Raw genomic sequence first — 20,637 nt, 5'->3', positions numbered from 1 at the left:
TCAGTTGGTCACATTCAGGTGGATGACGCCGTAGTTGTAGGCCTTGCGGCGATAGACCACGGAGGGCTTTCCCGTGGCGGAGTCCTGGTAGAGGAAGAAGTCGTGCCCGACCAGTTCCATCTCGTCCAGCGCCTGTGCCAGGCTGAGTGGGACGGCATCGAATTCCTTCTCGCGAACCACGAGGGGGCCGTCGCCGTTGACCACCAGACCCGCGACCTCGTAGGTGGAATCCTCCTGACTGTTCTCGGGTTCCTCCTGCACCGGCGCGGATGCGGTCTCCTCGGCGAAGATGGCCGTGCGCAGGCCCCGGTGGGTCTTGCGCCGGTCAGCGGCCTTCCGGAGCTGCACCTTCAAACGATCGAAGGCCTGTTCGAACGCGAACGTCTTGTCGTGTGCCTTCGCCTCGGCACGCACGACCGGCCCCCTGCTGCGAAGCGTGATCTGGACCTCAACGGCATCAGAGGGGTTCTTGGTGCCATCCGTGGCGGAGAACTCCACCTCCACACGGATCACCCGGTCCCTCAGCCGCTCGACAGTCACGATCCTGTCGCGGACCAGTTCCTTGAGCTCGGGGCTGATGGTGCAGTGTCGACCGGTGACGACGACGTCCATGTCTCCTCCTGGCTAGAAAGCTACGACGCCAGCAGTCCCCTGCTTCTCAGCCCGGGCCCTGCTAGCGTCTTCCATCCCTCAACGGTACTCCCATCAGGCGACTGGCAAGGGGATTTCACCATTTCCCGATCAGATTTGCATCGCCGATGACGGCGGCGGCGACGACCGTTGTCCCGTTGCGGGTCAGCGCCTCGCCAGAAACCGCCAACGAGGTTCCGGTCGTCACGACATCATCAACGAGGATCACGGCCGACCGGCAGCCACGGACCAGGAACCGGGCCTCCGAGAGCCGCTGCCTTCCGGCGCGGCCCTGGTTGCGTTGGGCGTCCCCACCGTCCTGCCTGCTCAGCAACCTGGCCGCCCCGAGCCCCAGTTCCCGGGCCGCCCGGCGGGCGAGCACCCAGGTGTGGTCAATGCCCCTGCGACGTACGGCAGCCGGCCGGGAGGGCACCGGAACCAGGATCGTTCCCGCCGGGGGGCAGCAGGCGGCCACCGCCACGGCCAGCCGGCGAGAAAGCAGCCGGGCCAGGACCCAGGCACCGTCGTCCTTGAAGGCCGGGATGAGCCGCGCCAGCTCGGGACGGTACGGATTGGCGGCCCAGACCGGCACCTGAAACCCACGGCGCCGCACCCGGTGCGGGTTCTTGCCGGCGATCCTCTCCCGGCAGGCCGTGCAGCAGGCCACGGCGGGGGAACCACAGACCAGGCAGCGGGACCCGAGCAGCAGGGAAGCGAAATCGTGGAGAGGGGAGGCACACACCCATCACTTTGGAGTCCCCCGGAACCCCGGAGGGTTTTTTCCACAGCTCAACCCGGATAACTGATCCAGGTCATCGTCGTTTTCGCCTGCAGCCATGTGCCGTGCTGTTCGTAAAGCAGAACGGTCCCGTCGGCCGCGCGCAGGGCGACGGCATCCCCACCCGGCCTGGGCAGCGCAGTCACCTGGACCGGCGACACGCTCACCGGCCCGAGGTCGGTGACCTCCGAACCGTCCACCGCGGCCACGAACACGGACCTGACGGAACCCGCGCTCGCGACCACTGCGACGTTCACCTCCCCGGTCCAGTCGAGTGCAACCGCGTCCAAGAGTTCCTTCTCCTGGGAGGCGTTCAGGGGAACCTCCCGCCAGCCTGCCATCCGGTTGCCCTCGATCAGCGACGCGACCCCGAAACGGGTGGTCTCCCCGATCCCGAGAAGAACGGCCGCCCGCGTCGCGGAGGCGTCGAGGGAGAAGTCCACCACTTCACCGGGCAGCGCCGAAAGGTCGACGGCGGCGACCTCACCCTGCGGGGACACGCTCAGCAGCTGTTGTCCCCCGGAGGAGTCGCGCCCGAGCAGCCACAGCCTCCCCTGCGCGAAATGCACCGACCCGGTCTGGGTCAGTCCCGTGTCCACCTGGATCGGGACTCCACCGCTCGGGCCGATCCGGACCGTTGCCGGGGACCCGGTTACGGCCGCGGTGAAGGCCCCGTCCAAGGAGATGGTGGTCATCTCCGCCGGCGCTCCTTCGCCGCTGATGGGAATGAAACTGGTATCGGCGCTCAGTTTTCCCGCCCGGCCCTCGTGCACGCCGTACAGATCCGCCGATTCGGCCTTTGAAAGTGGTTGGTAGTCCTGCTGGGAGGACAGCTCCAGGACCTGTTTGTCGTTCTGCCCGGGAAGCGGGTAGGGCCTGCCGTCAACGGTCAGGTGCAGTCCCGAGATCTTCCGGATCGACGAGAGCGACCACAGAAGCTGCGCGCCGAGTTCCCGCCGCTCCACCTCACCGAGGCCCTGGGGAACCCCTTCGAGCACAACCGTCACGACGCCCGAGGAATCCACGCTCGCACCCGCCGCCCCGAGCCTGGTGCCCGCCGGGATCGCGTTGCGCACACCGGCTGAGAGGAGGGTGCCCGGCCCGGCCAGTTGCGCTTCAACGATGCGGCCCGGGGTGATCTCGGAGGTCGGCAGGTGCAGCGGTTCGGGAACCACGGCCTGACCGGAGCCGGAGATGAAATACGATCGCGCCGAGTTGTAGGACCGGGCGAAGATGTAGCTGGAGACCAGCACCCCGTCGGGTGGGGCGGAAACCCTCCATTCCCCCTCTTCCTGGAGCAACCCGAAGTCGTGGGTGAGCGACTCCCTGGAAACGGTGAAACGCCCGACCGCATCCACGGTTCCCCGGGTGGTTCCGCGCAGTTCCAGCCCCTCCCCGATGGCCTCCACCCAGCCGTCGTAGACGACCGTTGCCCGTCTCGGGGCCCATTGCCCGCGCGCGGACGATGACAGGTACTGGCGCGCCACCTCGTAGTCACCGGTGGGATCCGCCATGGCCTGCAGGAAACCCTCGACGATCCTGGATGCACTCATGCCCTTCTGGGGAGGTCCCGGGGCGATCTGCACGCCCCTCCCCTCCGCCGAGACGGTCACCTCGGTCACCGGCCCGGAGGTCGGGATGTCGGTGCAGGCCCCGAGCAACAACGCCAAGGTCACTGCGACCAGCCTGGTCAGGGCGCTTCGGAGGTTCATCGCAGATCCTTCCGGGAGTCCAGGTCCACCGGGATGATGGGCAGTGGCGAACTGTTGAGGGTCACCTCGGGACCGCGGGGCAGGGTGAGCCGGAACTGGGCTCCCTTGCCGGGCCGTCCCCAGGCGGATAGCCAGCCACGGTGCAGTCTGGCATCCTCCCGGGAGATCGCGAGCCCCAGCCCGGTCCCGCCCGCCGCACGTGTCCGGGACGGGTCCGCGCGCCAGAACCGGTCGAACACACGACTGGACAGTTCGGCATCGAACCCGATCCCGTGGTCCCGGACCGTGACGGCAACGGCTTCCTCATCGGATGCGACCGTGACATCGATGGGTTTGCCCTCCCCGTGGTCAATGGCGTTGGTCAGCAGATTGCGGACGATGCGGCGGATGCGGCGGGCGTCCAGTTGCGCGGAGGCCCCGCCGCCCAGGTGCAGCCGCAGCTCGCTCCCCTGGGAGCGGGCGAAGGTTTCCTGGGCCTGAACCTCGGATGCGACCAGCACGTCCATGTCGACCTCTTCCAGTTCCAGGATCGCCGCCCCGGCATCGAAACGCGAGATCTCCAGCAGGTCCGCGAGCATGCAATTGAACCGGTCTATCTCCGCGTTCATCAGCTCCACGGTCCTGCCCACCTCCGGGGAGAGCTCATCGCGTTCCTCGTAGAGCAGATCGGAGGCCATCTTGATGGTGGTCATCGGGGTTCGCAGTTCGTGACTGACGTCGCTGACGAACCGCCGCTGCACCGTGGACAGCGTTTCCAGTTCCCGGATCCGTTGCTGCAGATCCGAGGCCATCTCGTTCATCGAGATCGCCAGCGAAGCGAGATCATCGGTTCCCCTGACGGGCATTCGTTCATCGAGCTGGCCGGAGGCCAGGCGCAACGCCGTCCGCCCGGCCTTGCGGACGGGCCTGACCACCTGCAGGGTCACGAGATAGGCGATGGCCGTCAGCCCGAGCAGGAGCGCCGCCCCCGTGGTGTATACCGCGCGTTGGATGTCGCGGAGTGTTGCGACCTCGCTCGTCATGGGGAAGACGTAGTAGACGGGGAACCGTTCACCGGCGGATGTGACCAGGGTGGTGCCCACGACGAGCCCGGGCTTCCCCTCCCCCTCGCCCGCTATGGTCACTCCCGCCGCCGCGATGTACATTCCCTCCCCCGCCATCACCCGTTGACGCAGTTCGACGGGCACTGAATCCAGTCCGATGCCCGACGAGGATGAAAGCACGGAGGCCGGTCCCTCGATGATCACCAGGTACTGGGCGGCCTGCGCCCCGGCCAGCTCCACCAGCCGGCTGAGCTGCTCGTAGGTTGCCCTTCCCAGCCTCTCCGGGGACTGCAGCTGCCCCTGCATGAAACGATGCATCCCGACCGCCTCCCGGATGGAAGCCGCTCGTTTCGTCGCGATGATTCCCGCGCTCGTCTGCTGCACCAGCAGCACCCCGGCAAGGGCCAGCACCACGCAGGAGGCGGTGAAGGTGGTCAGCAGCACCCGCAGGGGCAGGGAACTCCACCAGATCCTCGCCAGCTTCCGGCGGCTTCGTTCACCAGGGCTGCGGCTCACCGGCCCGATATCCGATCCCCCGAACGGTCACGATGATCTCCGGGTGTTCGGGATCCTTCTCCACCTTGGAACGCAGCCGTTGCACGTGTACGTTCACCAGTCGCGTGTCCGCGGCGTTGCGATACCCCCACACCTCGTCGAGCAGCGCCTCCCGGCTGAACACCTGAGAAGGGCGTTTCGCCAAGGCGAGCAACAGGTCGAACTCGAGTGGCGTCAACGAGAGCGTCACGGGTCCACGCTTGACGGTGTGGGCGGTGGTGGAGATCACGAGATCCCCGATGGTCAGCTGGTCGGCCCCCGGATCCGCGCTGACGCGGCGCAGCCGGGTGCGGATCCGCGCCAGGAGTTCCTTCGCCTTGAAGGGTTTTGCCACGTAGTCGTCCGCCCCGGCCTGCAGCCCCGCCACCACGTCGTCGGTCTCTGATTTGGCGGTGAGCATCACTATGGGCACTCCCGACTCGGCCCTCATGTCCCGGCAGACGCTGACCCCGTCACGCCCCGGCAGCATCAGGTCGAGCAGCACCAGGTCCGGCCGGGATTCGCGCATCGCTGCCAGCGCCCCGGTTCCCGTGGCGCAGTGGGTGGTGTCGAACCCTTCCTGCCGCAACACGATCTGAAGCATCTCGGACAGGGCGGGATCGTCGTCCACGATCAGGATCAGGGCACGTTTCCGGTTCTCGGCCACCACCGACCTCCTTCCCGAAGTGACTTCCATGCTAGTGGAGCGGACAACGATTCCAGGAACCCCTCGGGGTCGCGTCGCCGGAGCCCGGACACCGCGGCCCTCCCGGACCGCAACACCGCTCCACTCCGTGCTCGGAGAGGGGTGGGCATCGGCGCGGGTCACGGATTCCGGCCCGTTCACCGGCCCTGCCGTGGTGATGCCGCGAGGATCGCGCCGGCCCGCTGGTACGGAGATTTCAGTTCCACTCGGGATGCCCGGTCCATGTCGACCAGGTGCCCGGGCCGCCACCGATCCGGCGCAGCACCCGGCGCCACAGCTCCTTCGGGGTCCCGAAGATCTCCTCCGCCCTGGCGTGGGTCCTGAACCAGGATCCCCGCAGGAGCTCGCCCACGAGCTGCCCGGAGCTCCAACCGGCCAGCCCGACGTAGATGCGGATGTGGACGTAGGTTCCGTGCACCAGTTCCACCGGGGTTTCCAGGTCCAGCACCCCGACATCCCCGATCAGGCGGCGCCATCCGGGCGGTTCCTCCCATGGGCTGCGAACCTGGGCCAGGGCGAGCGCCGTCTGCCGGGAGACGGGCCCGCCCTCGAAAAGTTTCGCGGGTGGGGTCAGCAGATCACTGAAATGCTCCAGGGAATCAACCATGGCGACCTCGCCAATCTTGTGCAGACAAACCCCGAGGCTGCCCTCCTCGTTGTGTTCCAGCAGCAACACGACGCTGCGATCGAAGTATCCTCCCCGACCCGGTTCGGTTGCGATCAGGAGCTGTCCCGCCGCCGGTTCGCCCAGTTCCATACCCTCATTCTCGCAGGATCGTTACGATCTTCACATGAGCTGGGTTGAACACGCGATCTGGTGGCACATCTATCCTCTTGGACTGTGCGGAGCTCCGATACGGGAACCCGACACCGCTCCCGGTCCACGACTGAGACGTCTGTTCGATTGGATCGACTACGCGATCGAGCTGGGTTGCTCCGGTCTGCTGCTCGGTCCCATTTTCGAGTCTCAGTCCCACGGCTACGACTCACTCGACCTGTTCCGCATAGACCCCCGCCTCGGGGATGAAACCGATTTCACCGAACTCGTCTCCCGCTGCCGGGCCCGGGGACTCCGCATCCTCCTGGACGGGGTGTTCAGTCACGTGGGCGAGGAACACCCCGGTGTGAAGCGCGCCCTGGCGGAGGGACCGGATTCCCCGGCAGGAAAACTGTTCGACATCGACTGGCAGCATCCCGGAGGTCCGAGGCCCAGGGTGTTCGAGGGGCATTCCTCCCTCGTGCGTCTGAACCACTCCAGCCAGGAAACCGTGGACCTCGTGGTCCGGGTGATGACCCACTGGCTGGACCGCGGAATCGACGGGTGGCGTCTCGACGCCGCCTACTCCGTTCCCCCCGGGTTCTGGTCCAAGGTGGTGGAGAGGGTGCGACCCCGGCACCCCGGGGCATGGCTGCTCGGGGAGGTGCTGCACGGCGACTACTGCGCTTTCGTCGCCGAATCCGGCATCGACTCAGTGACCCAGTACGAGCTCTGGAAGGCCATCTGGTCCAGCATCAACGACCGCAACCTGTTCGAGCTGGACCACGCCCTGAACCGTCACAACCAGTTCCTCGACTCCTTCACACCGAACACTTTCATCGGCAACCATGACGTCACCCGCATCGCCAGCAGGGTGGGAGCCGATGGGGCCGTCACCGCATTGGCCATTCTCATGACCGTCGCGGGTACACCGTCGATCTACTACGGCGACGAGCAGGCGTTCACCGGCATCAAGGAGGAACGTGTCGGTGGGGACGATGCGATCCGTCCCGCCCTGCCGGACTCCCCCGCCGAACTCGCCCCCTGGGGTCAGCCGGTGCTGCGGGCCCACCAGGACCTGATCGGGCTGCGCAGGCGCCATCCCTGGCTGGTCGACGCCCGCACCACGGCCCTGCAGCTGGAGAACCGGCGAATCGTATATCGCAGTTCCGCCCCGGACGGCTCCACCCACCTGGATGTGGAAATCGACCTGACCCACTCCCCGAACGCGATCATTCGCGACGCGGCGGGCCAGGAGCTGTGGCGCCAGCGGAGCTGAAAACAAAGAATGCCCCCGACCGAGGTCGGGGGCATCCGCAAGATTCAGTGGAGCCCAGGGCGCATGTGTCGATCTCGTTCCGGCTCGCGATCACCTGCTGCTGGTGGCACTTGCAGCGTAGAAGGTTCCGTGCTCACGGTGGGGTGGCTCCATGTTCAAGGGGGTGGAAGTGCGGAGGGAGGTTCCTGGCTCACTTCCATGCTCGCGCCCGCGCTCAGGTAGTGGGGTAAGGCCGATCTTGTAGCAGTTTGGGCCCGATGTAGCGCGACCTCGAAGCAAACTGCTGCAAGGTTTCGGCTGGAAAATCAGGGAAAACCATGCGCTGTAGCGTGTGTAGGCCATACTTTCGATAAGTGCGCAGGCGCAGGTAGGCCAGGTCTCTCTCACGTCTATATAGAGAGGTTTTTCGATTTCTGGCGCTACATGCGCTACAGGAGGGGCTTCGGTGGGTAAGCAAGGGAAATCCCGTAGCAGATTCCAAAGTGGGCGCGCTACAGGCGCTACAAGCTGAGGCTGAACACCGGCTGGAGCGCAGGCCCCACGGGACGCGGACGGGACGCCCCTCCTCCACTCCTTCCCTGAGCACGGGCGCACGTGGACAACCAGGCCCGGTTCCGCTCATATAGGAGCGCCTTCTGCGTCCTCTCGGACGAGACCGACATGGGCGAATATCTGCGCCGGACAGGCGCTTTCAAGTCCTGGGGCACTCATGGCTGGATCCGGCTCAATGAGAAGTATGGGCGTGCGAGCGACGTCAAGGGCCGAGACCTGTGCGTTTTCTGCGTCAACGAATTACCCCGATCCAAGGACAAGTCGGAGTCGTTCTAGCGTCGCTTCGTAGCGATCCCGTTCACGAAAAAGTACGTCTGCGAGGACGAGATAACAGCGATCAAGGACGACTACATCAAGCACACTGAGGTCCTTGAGTACGTCGCATATAAGGCGCTGATGATGCCGTCGTTCGATCGGTTCGTCGCTCCCGCCGTCTCCAAGAAGCTCCTCGGAGAGATCCGCGTGGAGAACGATCCTGTGCTCCAGTTCGCAGAGGAATTCCTCAGCGAACTGGCCTGGGATCTCGTCCCTTGGGGCTTCTTGTATGGGATCTACGCCGCGTGGATGAGGAAGGAGGTCCCGTCTGGTTTCGCGCTCTACAAGCGCGAGTTTGTCAAGCGAGTGACTGCCTACGTCGGGGGCACGCCCTCGTGCGGGTGGGCAGTGGCGGCGGTGGCCGTGCGCTTGGCTGGTCGCCTTGTCGGCAACGAACCCTTGGCGGTCGAGTACGACCTATCCAACTGGATCGATCTCAAGCCAGTCGGCGGCTCGGTGCGCAAGATCGGAATCCCCCACAACATGTCGGTCTCGACCCGAGGTCTGTTGCGGACCACTGCCGTCGCTGTGAGCAAGGACGACGACCTGACCAACAACTCCGACAACTGAAAGGAACATGACCATGAGCACCACTAACCTTGAGCGGCTCATCGCTGACGAGCAGCGCAAGCACGCCGAGAAGACGAAGAGGCTGCGGGCCAAGGCAGAGAAGGAGGAGGCAGCACTCCTGCACGACATCGCCGTCCTGCTGCGCAAGCACGAGCCCGAGCGGTTCGCTCAGTACGCCGAGCATGTCGAGCATGAGCGCGAGGCGAAGCGAGAGGCGCGGTCTCAGCGCGCTGCAGCTGCCCGTGCTCGTAACACGGCGCGCGAGGCGTCCGGTGAGGACGGTGATCGCTACGAGTGAGATCCGTCCAACTCGACTCGTGAGCGCGAGCACTGCGCACTGGGTCTCCGCTCCTGTCCCGAGGCAGGGACAGGGCGTGAGTCCGAGCGCAGCACGGGAGACGTTGCCCTCGCCCTCACCCCCTGCTGCGAGGTAGCGGGTGGGGCTCTCCCCCTCGCCCGCAGGGAGCGAAGCGACTGAGGACGAGGGCCAGCGGCGCGTTGGAGGACAGAGGAGCTTGCTCCGACCGTCCGACAACGTGCCTGCTGACACCACAACCTTCTACTCCACCAAGGACGTCAGCACCGGGGGGTAGAAGGTTGATCGAGCCTGCCCCACCGACGAAGAAGGCACAAGGGGCAGGCGCGCGTCACCCTAAGCGCACATCTCGATGTGAGGGTGACGCGGGAGGAGCATGCCGCCATCGCGCGGCGCGCGACGGTGCTCGGCGTTCAAGCCAAGCAGTTGGGCGAGGGCCGTCATGCGCGACGCGCTGGACGAGCGTCGCCATGAGGTCGAGGCACTCGCTGCACAAGCAGCAGTGCCGAGGCCCGCGCCCGAGCTCGGTCATACGATCGAACAGGTGCGCAGGGGCGGAGTGAATCTCAACCAGGTCGTGCGCTTGGGCACGGCGGTTGACGAAAGCATCCTCCGGCATGTTCTCGATGTCGTGGGTGAGGTGCGCTCCCTTCTCGGGGACGAGGTCGCACTATGAGTACCGTCAACGTACGGCAGCGAGCGCCTGGTGGGCAAAGGCCCTCATCGCGCTGGGCACCCTCGGCTGGGTCGCAGCGTTCGCCTCCCTCGTGTGGTGGTGCGCGCGGCGGATCGGCGAGGAGTATGGCTCATGATGACGGGCGTGGGAAGGAATGTGGGGCGGCCCCAGGTCCTCGCCTGGGGCCGCCCCTTCAACGTACAATCTGGGCATGGCACAATGCACAGCGCCTGTCCAAGGTCACCGCACTGCAAGTGGAAGAGCGAACTGCCCTGTATGTGGAGGCAGTTCGTACTACCCGAATTATAGCCCAACTAGTTACACCCCTTCAGCCTATCGAGCTCCTGCAACCCAGACGGGAGGCTCTTCTCGAAGCAGCCGTCCACGCTGGTCACCTTCATCTTCGACCGTGGGTTATACGGCGGCTGAGGTACGAGCACTTTCCCCGGTCCGCGAATCAATCGAGAAGCAGGGCGCTCGGCCGGACAAGTACGACGTTTTCCTGTGCCACGCGTGGGATGACCGGCGCACCGCAGCAAAAGACTTGAACGACGCCCTTAAGAACGCTGGGGTATCGGTGTGGTTCAGCGAGAAGGAAGTCCTTCTGGGCTCAAACCTGATGCGCGAGATCGACAAGGGACTGTCCAAGTCCCGCGCAGGACTGGTCCTCGTCACAGAGTCCTTCATTAACAGGGTCAAAGCTGAAGGCATCGCAGACAAGGAGCTCTCTGCTCTTCTGGCGCGCGATCTGCTCGTCCCGATCGTCCACGGGGTGACCTATGAAGACCTACGCGAAGAGAGTCCCCTCCTCGCGTCGCGAAGTGGGCTCGACACAGCCGATGACACGATGGCTGAGATCGCCACGAAGATCAGCGAGTTGGTCTCCACAGACGCGTTCTCTGACTGAAGCACGGCTCTTCGAGAACTTCCCGGAACCGAAGAGGGCTTCACAGCGGCATACCGCCTCTTGCCTGTCAGCACGGTGTAGACAGTCTGGTGGGAGATGCTGAGATCCCAAGCGGCTTAGGACTCGGTATGCCCTGATGGGCATGGGGATGGAGAGGCGTGCCCGTTATGCAAAAGGGTGCCCCGGTCACCGTGATGGCGACCGGAGCACTCATGTCGGCTCTGGGTGTCAGTTGCGCTTCTGGACCCAACTGCCAACGCTGTCCCGGGTGTACCCGTAGACATTCGCATCGGGGATAGTTACCGTGCCATCCTTCATCACACCGAACGTCATGTAGGCGAAGCGACTAGATCCTGAGTCATTCTTGCTGTCGACCCGCTGGAATTCGAAGCCCCCAATCCTCGTGGCGGCGAGCTCATCCGCCGACGTCGCGCAGGGCAAGACCTTTACGAAGGAGTCCGGTGAGTCCATGTAGACACCCTTCTCGGGGTTGTCAGAGTCGAACTGGGACATGGGAAGGATCTAGCTCCCGTAGGGCGTGGTCATCGCACCCTCGGGAAGCATCATCACCCCTTAGAAGCGCGCGGCCCAGTTCGCCGGGGTCATGCTCGCTCGATCCCCGTTCTCGGGAACAACCTCACCGGTCTTTTCGTCGATGGTCGTAGCAGGCGGGGCCGGCTTGGTCACAACCGTCTCACCGCCTTCGTTGAATTCAACGCTGCCTTCGACGGCGCACAGGCTCGTGCAGCCAGAGCCAGAGCACCGACGCCGAGGAGGGATGGAAGGGAGAGTGCACGCAGGCGTGAATTCATAGGTATTTCCTTTCGGACTGGACAGTAACGAGAGAACCGCTTGCTCACACCAGCGCACCGGTAGCGATCGGTTCCTGTAGAAGTTATCGGTACCTGGAACTGGTGAGTACTGGCACTGACGATGGACTGAGTGAGTGGCGTATCGACAAGGACTCTCAGGTCGACGCTCGGCGCGAGCGTGCGTGCCGAGCGTCTTCGTCGTGGCCTGACGCAAGAAGCTCTCGCCGAGAGGCTGGAGGTCACGGCCCGTTACCTCGCTGGGATCGAGCGTGGCGAGCGCAACCTCACGCTCGACTCCATCGAGGCGGCGGCCTCGGCCTGGATGATCTCGCTAACGCTGCGAGGGAGAATGTTCCGTGTCCAGGGCGAGGAGCTGCACGTAGCTCTCACGGACGTTCTCAGGGCCTCCGTGGACGTCGGCGAGGGTGACGTCCTCGATGCCGTCGCACGGGAACCAGCGGCCCGCGAGAGAGCCGCTGGCGTAGCAGTGAAGGCAGCCCAGCCAGGCAGCGGGCTGGATGGTGGGTGTGTTGACGGACATGGTGACCTCTCGAGTAAGGGGAGGCCGGGGCTAGCAGCCCATTCTCGGCAAGGGCACACACGGAAGTCCCGACCTCCAGCACACCGCTCGGGCCGTCGGCGACGGCCCCTGCCCCACTCACGATCCGACGCTCAGAGTCGCGACCACGCCGTAGGATCGGGAGATGAGTTCGCTTGGAGGTGGAGGAGAAGCGTGAGGTCTACACCCACGTACAACGAAAACCAGGTGGTCGTCGCCTACTACCGCTACTCGTCCTCCTCGCAGAACGAGGCCTCTATCGAGCAGCAGCGCGAGATGGTCCACCGCTGGGCAAGGTCGCAGGGCCTCGTCGTCGTCGGCGAGTACGAGGACGCGGCCAGGAACGGCACCAACGCCAACCGGCCCGGTTACCAGTTCATGCTGTGTGAGTTCGCGAAGATCAAGCCCGCCTACGTCGCGGTGTGGAAGAACGACCGGCTGGCGCGCGACCGCGCCGAGCTGATCCTGGTCAAGCAGACGATCCGCAAGGCCGGAACCCGCACCCACTACATCGAGGGCGTCTCTCCCACCGACTCCCCCTGCTCGGTCCTCATGGAGGGCGTGGCCGACGCCTTCGCCGAGTACTACTCGTTGCAGCTCTCAGCCAACATCCGACGAGGCCAGCACTACAACGCCGAGCGAGCCCTGAGCAACGGCCACAAGATCTTCGGCTTCACCGTGGACAGCAACAAGCGCTACATCCCGGACCCCAAGACAGCCGCGATCGTCACCCAGATCTTCGACGCCTACGCCAACGGAATCTCCATGCAGAAGATCGCCGACCGGCTCAATGCTTCCGGGGTCCGCACGACGCTCGGGTACAGGTTCACGCCCAAGAACCTCAACAAGCTCCTCAAGAACCGCGCATACATCGGCGACTACTCCTTTAGCAAGCACTTCATCGAGAACAGTATGCTCCGCCTCGTCGAGGACGAGGTCTTCGAACAGGTCCAGCGCAGGTTCGCTAGCAACAAGCGTCGCGGGGCCAAGACCAAGGCCAAGCTCGAGGCCCAGGGAAACGACGCGTCGGACTACTGGCTGACGTGCAGCGGGCCGATGGAAGGGACCTCGGGCACGTCGAAGACGGGCAGGACCTACCGGTACTACTACTGCCTCAACTAGCGCAAGAAGAAGTGCACAGCCAAGACCATCCACAAGGATGAGATCGAGGCTCGCATCGAGGAGATCATCGAGTCCTTCCTCGCTGAGCCTGACATGCTGGCCTCGCTCGCAGTGGACCTAACCGACCACTACAAGCAGACCCACGGGCGCGGGGACGAGGTCCTCAAGGCTCTGGAGACACGCCGCTCGGACGTAGAGGCCAAGCTTGCCAACTTCGTCAAGGCGGTCTCCCAGGGCATATTCAACGCGAGCACCGCCCGGGCCATGAACACCCTGGAGGCCCAGAAACAGGAACTCGACGCCGCCATCCAGGCCGAGGGCCGAACATGTCAAGGCGACCCTGTTCGAGGACGAGGCCTCCATCGGCGCGTTCCACAAGAAGTTCGCGCAGGCCACCATCGACACGGTCGAGACCCGCGACCAGTTCTTCGAGTACTTCGTGGACAAGGTCTTCATCGGGCGCGACCAGGTTGTCATCACCTCGTACTGCCACGACAGCGCACGACTCATCGAGTTCGAAGACTTCGAAGAGGTACTCCTCAGCAGAGATAGAGCGGGGGAAGTACGAACCTACGCTCGAAAGCGAGAGTTCGACACTTCCCCCTGGAGTGGAGATGGCGGGATTTGAACCCGCGTCCTTGAAAGGCGAACCAGGGATTCTCCGGGCGCAGCTGACTAGGCGGTCTGCTCGGCCCCTGCGCTCACGTCAGCAAGTCGCAGCCGGGCCCAGTTCCAGTTGAGTCCCGAACCACCCCTGGAACACAGGCGGTTCAGCAAGCCTTCAAGAATGAGGCCAGGCACCGGGAGGAAGGCGCCCCCGGGCGTGACCCTTCGATCGCTGATCAGGCAGCGAGAGCGAAGTCAGTGCGGCTGTTGTCGGCACTTATTGGTTCCCATGCAGCGTTAACGAGACAAGCATGGATCCTCGGCCCGCTTCTCCTCGAACTACCGTCCAAGTCGAAACCAGTCATCCCCTCTTGAGTTGTGCAACATCCAGTGTAGCCCATCCGGCCTCACCGGCGATCCTCCGGGGGGCGCATCAACATGAGCCGCTCGATGACGGCCGTTGATTTCTCCCCCGTCACCGACCGGATGGCCAGCCAGAGCGTCATCAGGCCCCAGGAGACGAAGCCCAGGAACAGCAGCACGGGAGGCGCCCAGTTCGAGGCGACCAGGATGACCGCGATCACACCGTAGATCAGGGCGCTGAACTGGAAACACATGGCGCGCGACGCCTCGGTGGCGATGCGGCTCCTTGGCGAGGCCAGGGCCCGTGCGATCGCGGGGGCCAGGAACATCGTCGGCAGGGTCGCGAGATGCAGGAAACCGGCAACCAGGTTCTGCACGCCATCGTGAACGGGATGCTGAACCACCGGGGCGCTCGGGATCACGCCGGCCACTCGGGCCAGCCCCTGCAGTGAGGCATTCAGGTCGGCCCGGGTCTGGGCGGCCAGGGCCATCCCCAACCTCTGTTCGAACAGCTCGTCGCTCAGGCCCCCTGACGCGTACACCCGCTGCAGGTATTCCACGGCGCGGTCGCGTTGCACGTCCGTGACCGCGGTGAAAAGGCTCGGATCGGTCATGTCATCCATGTTGCACCATGGGCTGCCAAGTTCCACCGGGGTTAGCCCTGAACTCTCCCCGGTACCTTCCGGGCAGTCAGCGCCGCCCGGAACCCAGCCGGTTGCGTGCCCGCAGCGCCCGCTGCGCCTCGCGGTTCGCGTCGCGTTCCGCGATGCTCTGCCTCTTGTCCCAGTCCTTCTTGCCCGTGGCGACGGCTATCTCAACCTTGGCGTAGCCGTCCTTGAAGTAGATCGACAGGGGCACGATCGTCCTGCCCGTGGCCTCGGTCTCCTTGGCGAGCCGGGTGATCTCCTTGCGGTTGAGCAGCAGTTTGCGGGACCGTTTGGCGGCGTGGTTGCGCCAGGTCCCGAACTCGTACTCGGGAATGTTGACGTTGCGCAGCCAGACCTCGCCGTCATCCACCGTGGCGAACGCCTCGGCGAGGGAGACCCGTCCCATTCGCAGGGTCTTCACCTCGGTTCCGGTGAGCACGAGTCCGGCCTCGTAGGTCTCACCGATCTGGTAGTCGTGACGGGCCTTCTTGTTCTGGGCGACGAGCGTGCGTCCGGTTTCCCTGGGCATCCCGCAATGATGCCACGCCGGGATTCAGCTGAACCAGCGGGCCATCGGATTGGTCACGGAGCCGTTCTCCCAGACCATGAGGTGCAGGTGGCACCCGGTCGAGTATCCGGTGGTTCCCACGTACCCGATGATCTGTCCCTGGCTCACGCGGTCCCCGACCGAGACCACGTAGCTGGTGGCGTGGTTGTACCCGGTGGTCACGTAGGTGCCGCCCTTGCTGCCGTGGTCGATCATGAGACGGTTCCCGTACCCGGCGTTGAAGTAGCGCTCCGAAACCACGCCGTCCCCCGCAGCACGGATGGGTGCTCCGCAGCCGGCCGCGAAGTCGGTGCCGTCGTGCAGTTTGCTGTAGCCCAGGACGGGATGGACCCGCATGCCGTAGGGAGAGCTTATGGCGCCGTCCACCGGGCGGATGAAGCTGCCGCTGGAGGAGGAACTGGAACCAGAACCGGAACTGGACGAGGATCCGCTCTGCCGGGAGGAGCGTTCGCGGGCCTGCCGTTCCTCCTCCTCGCGTTTCTGCTTGGCGATGCGTTCCTGAATGCGGCGGTCGACATCTTTGGATTCGCTCTCCAGCTCGCTCTGACGTCCCTTCTCGGCCGTCAGCTGCGAGTCGGCCTTCGCCTTGGCCGCGTCACGCTGGGTGACCTTCTCGGCGACCTCTGTGCGTTTGGCTTTCGCGGCCTCCTCCGCTTTCTTGGAGGATTCAAGCTGCTCAGCAGCCACTCTGCGCGCCTCAGCGGCGGCGGCCTCGGCCTCGTCGGCCTCCTTCTTCGCCGCGTCCAGCTGGAACCTGCGTGAGGTCAGCTCGTCCAGTTCGAGTGCGCTGGAACTGAACAACGTGTCGGCCAGTTGCGCCCGTTGGTTCATGTTGCCGACACCGACATCGTTGAAGAGAACCGACAGCTCCGCCAGCCCGCCGTTCTGCTGGGTGATCACCGTGATCTCCTCGGAGGTGCGGGCGTCCACGGAGTCGTAGGCCGCCTGGGCCGCGGCCACGTCGGCCTTCGCCTTCTTTGCCTTGGTCTCCGCGGCCGCCAGCTCCGATGCGCGCTGGGTGTCCAGTTCCTTGGCGGCCTTGAGGTTGTTCTCCGCCTCGGACAGCGCGGTCTCGGCGGAGGCCAGTTCCGTCTTCGCGGCCTCGAGGGCGCTCACCGCATCGGTGAGTTCCTTGGATGCGCCCTCCACCACCGACTTCTGGGCCTCTATCTGTGAGTCCAGTTGATCTCGTCTGTCGTCCAGGTCGTCCGCGCCGGCCCGGGTCGCGAGCGCGCCGAGCATAGTTACGCTCAGCAACGAGGCAACCAGACCACGGGTGATTCGGTTGAGGATGGGGTTTTCGGGTAGCTGGGGAAGGGCCCGATTCACCTTGATCTCCTTACACGTCAGATTCTCAGGTACTTTCTGGTCGCCAGCAGCGTCGGGATTACCGACAGGGCAACACCAACCACTGCTATGCAAATGATGGCATTGAAAACGTGATCCGCACCAATCCAAGCTATAGCTGGGATTGAGGGTCTCGCGGTTTGCTCAATCAATAGCAAATAGGTAATTGCAATCGAGCCAGATGAAATGAACACACCGATCAGGCCGGCGATGAGGCTTTCCAGCAGGAACGGCAGCAGGATGTAGAAGTTGGAGGCACCGACCAGTCGCATGATGCCGATTTCACGCCGACGCGTGAAGGCCGCCATCCGGATGGTGGTCGAGATCTGCAGGGCCGCTGCGAGCAGCAGCAGGATGCTCATGCCGATCGTCGCCCACTGAAGCCCGCCGAGGGTGTTGAACACGGGATCCAAGACGCTCCTCAGGTCCCTGACGTTCTGGACCCCCTGGAGCCCCTGGGCCTCGCTCACCACTCCCTTGTAGTTCTCGGGGTTCGACAGTTTGACGCGGAACGAGTCCTGCATCTGCTCAACGGTGCGGGAGGCGAGGACCGGGGAGTCCTTGAACACCCTCTGGAACTCCTTGAAGGCCTCCTCCTTGGATTCGTAGAAAACCTCCTTGACCTCGGGGTTTGCCTTCAGGGCCTCCTCGATCGCCTTGCGCTGGGCGTCCGTGGTGGCCTTGCCCGGTTCGCAGGTGCCCCCCGTGCTGCGTTCGACGCACAGGAACACGGAGATCTCGACCTTGCCGTACCAGCGGTCCTTGACCAGGTCCACTTCCATGGACGTGAGCAGCCCGACCCCGAAAAGAGAAAGGGAAACCGACATGGTGACTATGACCGCGATGGTCATGGCCATGTTGCGCTTCAACCCGGACCAGGTCTCTCGAAACGTGTGCCGCATATGATTTCTCCCGGTTCTCAGTTGACGCCGTAGACGCCCTTGGCCTGGTCACGCACGAGTTCACCCTTGCGCAGCTCCAGGACGCGGCGTCGCATCTGGTCCACGATCGAGGAATCGTGGGTGGCCATGATCACGGTGGTTTCGGTCCGGTTGATCCGGTCCAGCAGCTTCATGATGCCCACGCTGGTCTCCGGGTCGAGGTTTCCCGTCGGCTCGTCGGCGATGAGGATCTTCGGACGGTTCACGAACGCCCGTGCGATGGCGACCCTCTGCTGTTCACCACCCGAGAGTTCCTCGTTCAACCGGCTCTCCTTGCCTTCCAGGCCGACGAGTCTGAGGGTCTCCGGAACCACTTCCCGGATGACCCGTGACGGTTTGCCGATCACCTGAAGGGCGAAGGCAACGTTCTCGTAGACGGTTTTGCCCGGGAGCAGGCGGAAATCCTGGAACACGGTTCCGATCTGGCGCCGCAGCGCCGGCACCTTCCACTGGTTGAGGGTGCTCAGGTTCTTGCCCGCGACGTACAGCGTGCCCTTCGTCGGCCGGTACTCCCGCAGGATGAGACGCAGGAAAGTCGATTTGCCGGACCCCGACTGACCCACGAGGAAGACGAATTCGCCCTTGGCTATCTCAAGGTTGATGTTGCGAAGTGCCGGGCGGTCCTGCCCGGGATAGAACTTCGTGACGTCCTCGAAAGTGATCACTGTGCTGCTCCGACCGACTAGGGGAAGTTTCCTGAGAGTATCTCAGGACACGGCCTGTAGCAGTTAACCACGCCCCGCCGAACCTGCTCAACCAACACGCCGCGGGCGGTTGATCCGGGTTATGGGCCGGGCATCAAGGGGATTCGTCCCTCGTCGTCACCCGGCGACGCACCGACCGTCCCGCCCGGGCATCCCACGGCCTCGTCCAGATCGGGGGAAGGCCCGATCCGGGCCGTCCCACCCGCGAATTCCTTACCTCGCGCCGGCCCCGTTCTTCTTGCGCCACCGGATGCCGGCATCGATGAAACCGTCGAGATCGCCGTCGAAAACCGCATCCGGGTTCCCAACCTCGTATTCGGTTCGCAGGTCCTTGACCATCTGATACGGGTTCATCACGTAGGAGCGCATCTGGGCTCCCCAGGAGTTCCCGCCGTCCCCCTTGAGCGCGTTCATCTCCTTCTCGCGTTCCTGCCGGGCCAGTTCCAGGAGCCGCGATTGCAGCACCCTGAGGGCGGCCGCCTTGTTCTGCAGCTGCGATTTCTCGTTCTGGCAGCTGACCACGACACCGGTTGGAAGATGCGTGATGCGCACGGCCGAGTCCGTGGTGTTGACGGACTGCCCGCCGGGTCCCGAGGAACGGAAGACGTCGACCCTGATGTCTGATTCCGGGATGTCGATGTGGTCGGTTTCCTCCGTCACGGGCAGCACCTCGACGCCCGCGAAGGAGGTCTGGCGGCGGCCCTGGTTGTCGAATGGGGAGATCCGCACGAGGCGGTGGGTGCCCTGCTCCACGGACAGGGTGCCGTAGGCGAACGGCGCCTTGACCGCGAAGGTGGCCGATTTCAGTCCCGCCTCCTCGGCGTAGGAGGTGTCGTACACCTCGACGGCATACCCGTGGCGTTCAGCCCAGCGCAGGTACATGCGCATCAGTTTCTCCGCGAAATCCGCGGCATCGACCCCCCCGGCCTCGGCCCGGATGGTGACCAGGGCTTCCCGGGAGTCGTACTCGCCGGAGAGCAGGGTGCGGACCTCAAGCGCCTCGATTTCCTTGGCGAGCCGGTTGAGCTCGCACTCCACGTCGGTTTTCGCCTCCGCGTCGTTCTCCTCGACGGCCAGTTCGAGCATCACGGCGGCGTCGTCGAGACGGCCGCGCAGGCCCTCGAGGCGTTCCACCTCGGCCTGCCGTGCGGAGAGGGTCGAGGTGACGCGCTGGGCATTGTCCTGATCGTTCCACAGATCGGGGGCGGCAACCTCCTCCGCCAGTTGCGCTATCTCGGCGCGCAGCGCCGGCAGGTCGGCCACCGCCTCGATTGATTCCAAGGACCTGCCGAGCTGGTCAATCCGGGTAATGAGGTCTGCATCAGCCACAAGTGAACAGTCTACCGCCTCGGTCCTGTTCCGGTGACTGGTTGAATGGTGTCCTCGAAAGAAAGGAAACAGATGGCTGCGACGAAGACCCGTCTCAAGGCCGAACTGGCGAAGGCGCTGCGCGCCAAGGACGAGTTCACCAAGTCCACGATCCGCATGATGCTGGCCGCCATCACCGTCGAGGAGGTCGCCGGCAAGGTGGCGCGCGAGCTGAGCGATGCCGAGGAGTTGGCGGTGATCACGAAGGAACGCCGCAAGCGCCTCGACTCAGCCGCGACGTATGCCGAGGCCGGGCGCCCGGAGCTCGCCGAGAAGGAGAACGCCGAGGCCGAGTTCATGGCTGGTTACCTGCCCGCCCCGCTGACCGACGAGGAACTGGGAGCCCTCGTCGATGCGGAGATCGCGAAGGTGAGAGCGGCCGGGGAGACACCCACCATGAAACACATGGGTGCCGTCGTGAAAGCCGTGAACGCGGTCGCGGCGGGCCGCGCCCCGGGGGCAGAGGTGGCGGCCCGCGTCAAGGCGGCGCTGCTCGGCTGACTTGGCCCGAGCCCGTCCCTTTGCCACAATGAGCAGGCCCGAGGGCGCATAGCTCAGTTGGTCAGAGCACCTGCCTTACAAGCAGGGGGTCGGGGGTTCAAGTCCCTCTGCGCCCACCGGATGCGGCATGCGCCGCCACGTCGGTGCCCCGTCAAGGGAAAGCGAAACCCGGGTTCGGGCTCCCATGTGTCCTGGCCGGTCCGGCTGGTCCCCGGGAATCAGCACCGACGAGCAACGGATCGGTTTCTTCCGCGCTGCCGTCACGAGCAGCCAGCGGCCCGGAAGTGGTCGATCCGGACATGCGGCACATGACGAAAACTTTCA

The 20,637-nt window shown here is 64.7% G+C and carries 22 protein-coding genes, 1 tRNA gene, 1 other RNA gene and 1 pseudogene; 9 read left to right on the top strand and 16 right to left on the bottom strand.

Annotated elements, in window-relative coordinates:
• The 6 genes from hpf to ACO6D6_RS02505 form a co-directional block, all read right to left on the bottom strand.
• Nucleotides 1–612, bottom strand: coding sequence for a ribosome hibernation-promoting factor, HPF/YfiA family (gene hpf, locus ACO6D6_RS02530; protein WP_484782993.1), 612 nt, complete (start codon nt 610–612; stop codon nt 1–3).
• 115 nt (nt 613–727) lie between these two features.
• Nucleotides 728–1,372: a ComF family protein gene (locus tag ACO6D6_RS02525; protein ID WP_484782992.1), complete on the bottom strand. Its 645-nt coding sequence runs from the start codon at nt 1,370–1,372 to the stop codon at nt 728–730.
• A gap of 47 nt (nt 1,373–1,419) precedes the next feature.
• Nucleotides 1,420–3,120, bottom strand: coding sequence for an LpqB family beta-propeller domain-containing protein (locus ACO6D6_RS02520; RefSeq protein WP_484782990.1), 1,701 nt, complete (start codon nt 3,118–3,120; stop codon nt 1,420–1,422).
• On the bottom strand, nt 3,117–4,679 hold the full coding sequence (mtrB, locus tag ACO6D6_RS02515; protein ID WP_484782989.1) for an MtrAB system histidine kinase MtrB: 1,563 nt from the start codon (nt 4,677–4,679) through the stop codon (nt 3,117–3,119). The genes ACO6D6_RS02520 and mtrB overlap by 4 nt, the downstream gene beginning before the upstream one ends.
• On the bottom strand, nt 4,660–5,394 hold the full coding sequence (mtrA, locus tag ACO6D6_RS02510) for an MtrAB system response regulator MtrA (RefSeq protein WP_484782988.1): 735 nt from the start codon (nt 5,392–5,394) through the stop codon (nt 4,660–4,662). Before mtrA ends, mtrB begins: the two co-directional genes overlap by 20 nt.
• Before the next feature lie 205 nt (nt 5,395–5,599).
• Nucleotides 5,600–6,160 (bottom strand): YqgE/AlgH family protein, encoded by a 561-nt coding sequence (locus ACO6D6_RS02505; RefSeq protein WP_484782986.1) that lies wholly within the window; start codon nt 6,158–6,160, stop codon nt 5,600–5,602.
• Between the two features lie 34 nt (nt 6,161–6,194).
• Here ACO6D6_RS02505 and ACO6D6_RS02500 point away from each other — a divergent pair, with 34 nt between their 5' ends.
• From ACO6D6_RS02500 to ACO6D6_RS02480, 5 genes are all read left to right on the top strand, one after another.
• Entirely contained in the window at nt 6,195–7,439 is a 1,245-nt protein-coding gene (locus tag ACO6D6_RS02500) for an alpha-amylase family protein (protein ID WP_484782984.1), read from the top strand.
• A gap of 948 nt (nt 7,440–8,387) precedes the next feature.
• Complete coding sequence (locus ACO6D6_RS02495; protein WP_484782983.1) at nt 8,388–8,876, top strand: primase-like DNA-binding domain-containing protein; 489 nt, start codon at nt 8,388–8,390, stop codon at nt 8,874–8,876.
• 13 nt (nt 8,877–8,889) lie between these two features.
• Complete coding sequence (locus ACO6D6_RS02490) at nt 8,890–9,174, top strand: hypothetical protein (protein ID WP_484782981.1); 285 nt, start codon at nt 8,890–8,892, stop codon at nt 9,172–9,174.
• 460 nt (nt 9,175–9,634) lie between these two features.
• A complete protein-coding gene (locus ACO6D6_RS02485) occupies nt 9,635–9,868 on the top strand; it encodes a hypothetical protein (protein WP_484782979.1) in 234 nt (77 codons plus the stop codon).
• Between the two features lie 409 nt (nt 9,869–10,277).
• Nucleotides 10,278–10,775 (top strand): toll/interleukin-1 receptor domain-containing protein, encoded by a 498-nt coding sequence (locus ACO6D6_RS02480; RefSeq protein WP_484782978.1) that lies wholly within the window; start codon nt 10,278–10,280, stop codon nt 10,773–10,775.
• A gap of 228 nt (nt 10,776–11,003) precedes the next feature.
• Here ACO6D6_RS02480 and ACO6D6_RS02475 read toward each other — a convergent pair whose 3' ends face one another.
• Entirely contained in the window at nt 11,004–11,288 is a 285-nt protein-coding gene (locus ACO6D6_RS02475; protein ID WP_484782976.1) for a hypothetical protein, read from the bottom strand.
• 429 nt (nt 11,289–11,717) lie between these two features.
• Here ACO6D6_RS02475 and ACO6D6_RS02470 point away from each other — a divergent pair.
• Nucleotides 11,718–11,894 (top strand): annotated as a pseudogene (locus tag ACO6D6_RS02470) (helix-turn-helix domain-containing protein); the annotation flags it as partial.
• A 24-nt stretch (nt 11,895–11,918) separates the two neighbouring features.
• On the opposite strand, the gene ACO6D6_RS02465 reads toward ACO6D6_RS02470, so the two are convergent.
• Entirely contained in the window at nt 11,919–12,128 is a 210-nt protein-coding gene (locus ACO6D6_RS02465; protein ID WP_484783422.1) for a hypothetical protein, read from the bottom strand.
• A 192-nt stretch (nt 12,129–12,320) separates the two neighbouring features.
• On the opposite strand from ACO6D6_RS02465, the gene ACO6D6_RS02460 reads away from it, so the two are divergent.
• On the top strand, nt 12,321–13,268 hold the full coding sequence (locus tag ACO6D6_RS02460; protein ID WP_484783403.1) for a recombinase family protein: 948 nt from the start codon (nt 12,321–12,323) through the stop codon (nt 13,266–13,268).
• Between the two features lie 117 nt (nt 13,269–13,385).
• On the opposite strand, the gene ACO6D6_RS02455 is transcribed toward ACO6D6_RS02460, so the two are convergent.
• From ACO6D6_RS02455 to prfB, 8 genes are all read right to left on the bottom strand, one after another.
• Entirely contained in the window at nt 13,386–13,778 is a 393-nt protein-coding gene (locus tag ACO6D6_RS02455) for a hypothetical protein (RefSeq protein ID WP_484782975.1), read from the bottom strand.
• 96 nt (nt 13,779–13,874) lie between these two features.
• Nucleotides 13,875–14,243, bottom strand: a transfer-messenger RNA (tmRNA) gene (gene ssrA / locus ACO6D6_RS02450).
• A 38-nt stretch (nt 14,244–14,281) separates the two neighbouring features.
• Nucleotides 14,282–14,851 (bottom strand): DUF1707 domain-containing protein, encoded by a 570-nt coding sequence (locus ACO6D6_RS02445; RefSeq protein WP_484782973.1) that lies wholly within the window; start codon nt 14,849–14,851, stop codon nt 14,282–14,284.
• Nucleotides 14,852–14,927: 76 nt separating this feature from the next.
• Nucleotides 14,928–15,413 (bottom strand): SsrA-binding protein SmpB, encoded by a 486-nt coding sequence (gene smpB / locus ACO6D6_RS02440; protein ID WP_484782971.1) that lies wholly within the window; start codon nt 15,411–15,413, stop codon nt 14,928–14,930.
• A 24-nt stretch (nt 15,414–15,437) separates the two neighbouring features.
• A complete protein-coding gene (locus tag ACO6D6_RS02435) occupies nt 15,438–16,781 on the bottom strand; it encodes a peptidoglycan DD-metalloendopeptidase family protein (RefSeq protein WP_484782969.1) in 1,344 nt (447 codons plus the stop codon).
• A gap of 17 nt (nt 16,782–16,798) precedes the next feature.
• Entirely contained in the window at nt 16,799–17,701 is a 903-nt protein-coding gene (ftsX, locus tag ACO6D6_RS02430; protein WP_484782967.1) for a permease-like cell division protein FtsX, read from the bottom strand.
• Nucleotides 17,702–17,718: 17 nt separating this feature from the next.
• Complete coding sequence (gene ftsE, locus ACO6D6_RS02425) at nt 17,719–18,405, bottom strand: cell division ATP-binding protein FtsE (protein ID WP_484782966.1); 687 nt, start codon at nt 18,403–18,405, stop codon at nt 17,719–17,721.
• 252 nt (nt 18,406–18,657) lie between these two features.
• Nucleotides 18,658–19,773, bottom strand: a complete 1,116-nt coding sequence (gene prfB / locus ACO6D6_RS02420) for a peptide chain release factor 2 (protein WP_484782964.1) — start codon at nt 19,771–19,773, stop codon at nt 18,658–18,660.
• Nucleotides 19,774–19,845: 72 nt separating this feature from the next.
• Between prfB and ACO6D6_RS02415 the strand changes: the two genes are divergently transcribed.
• Together ACO6D6_RS02415 and ACO6D6_RS02410 are read left to right on the top strand one after the other, a co-directional pair.
• The gene (locus tag ACO6D6_RS02415; RefSeq protein WP_484782963.1) at nt 19,846–20,313 is read left to right on the top strand and encodes a GatB/YqeY domain-containing protein; all 468 of its coding nucleotides are present in this window, start codon (nt 19,846–19,848) and stop codon (nt 20,311–20,313) included.
• 42 nt (nt 20,314–20,355) lie between these two features.
• Nucleotides 20,356–20,429 (top strand) — tRNA-Val (locus ACO6D6_RS02410).
• The last annotated feature ends 208 nt before the right edge of the window (nt 20,430–20,637 follow it).

Source organism: Arachnia sp. (assembly GCF_057238465.1).
The sequence above is the reverse complement of the archived record's forward strand: the minus strand, read 5'-3'. Positions and strand labels throughout refer to the sequence as shown.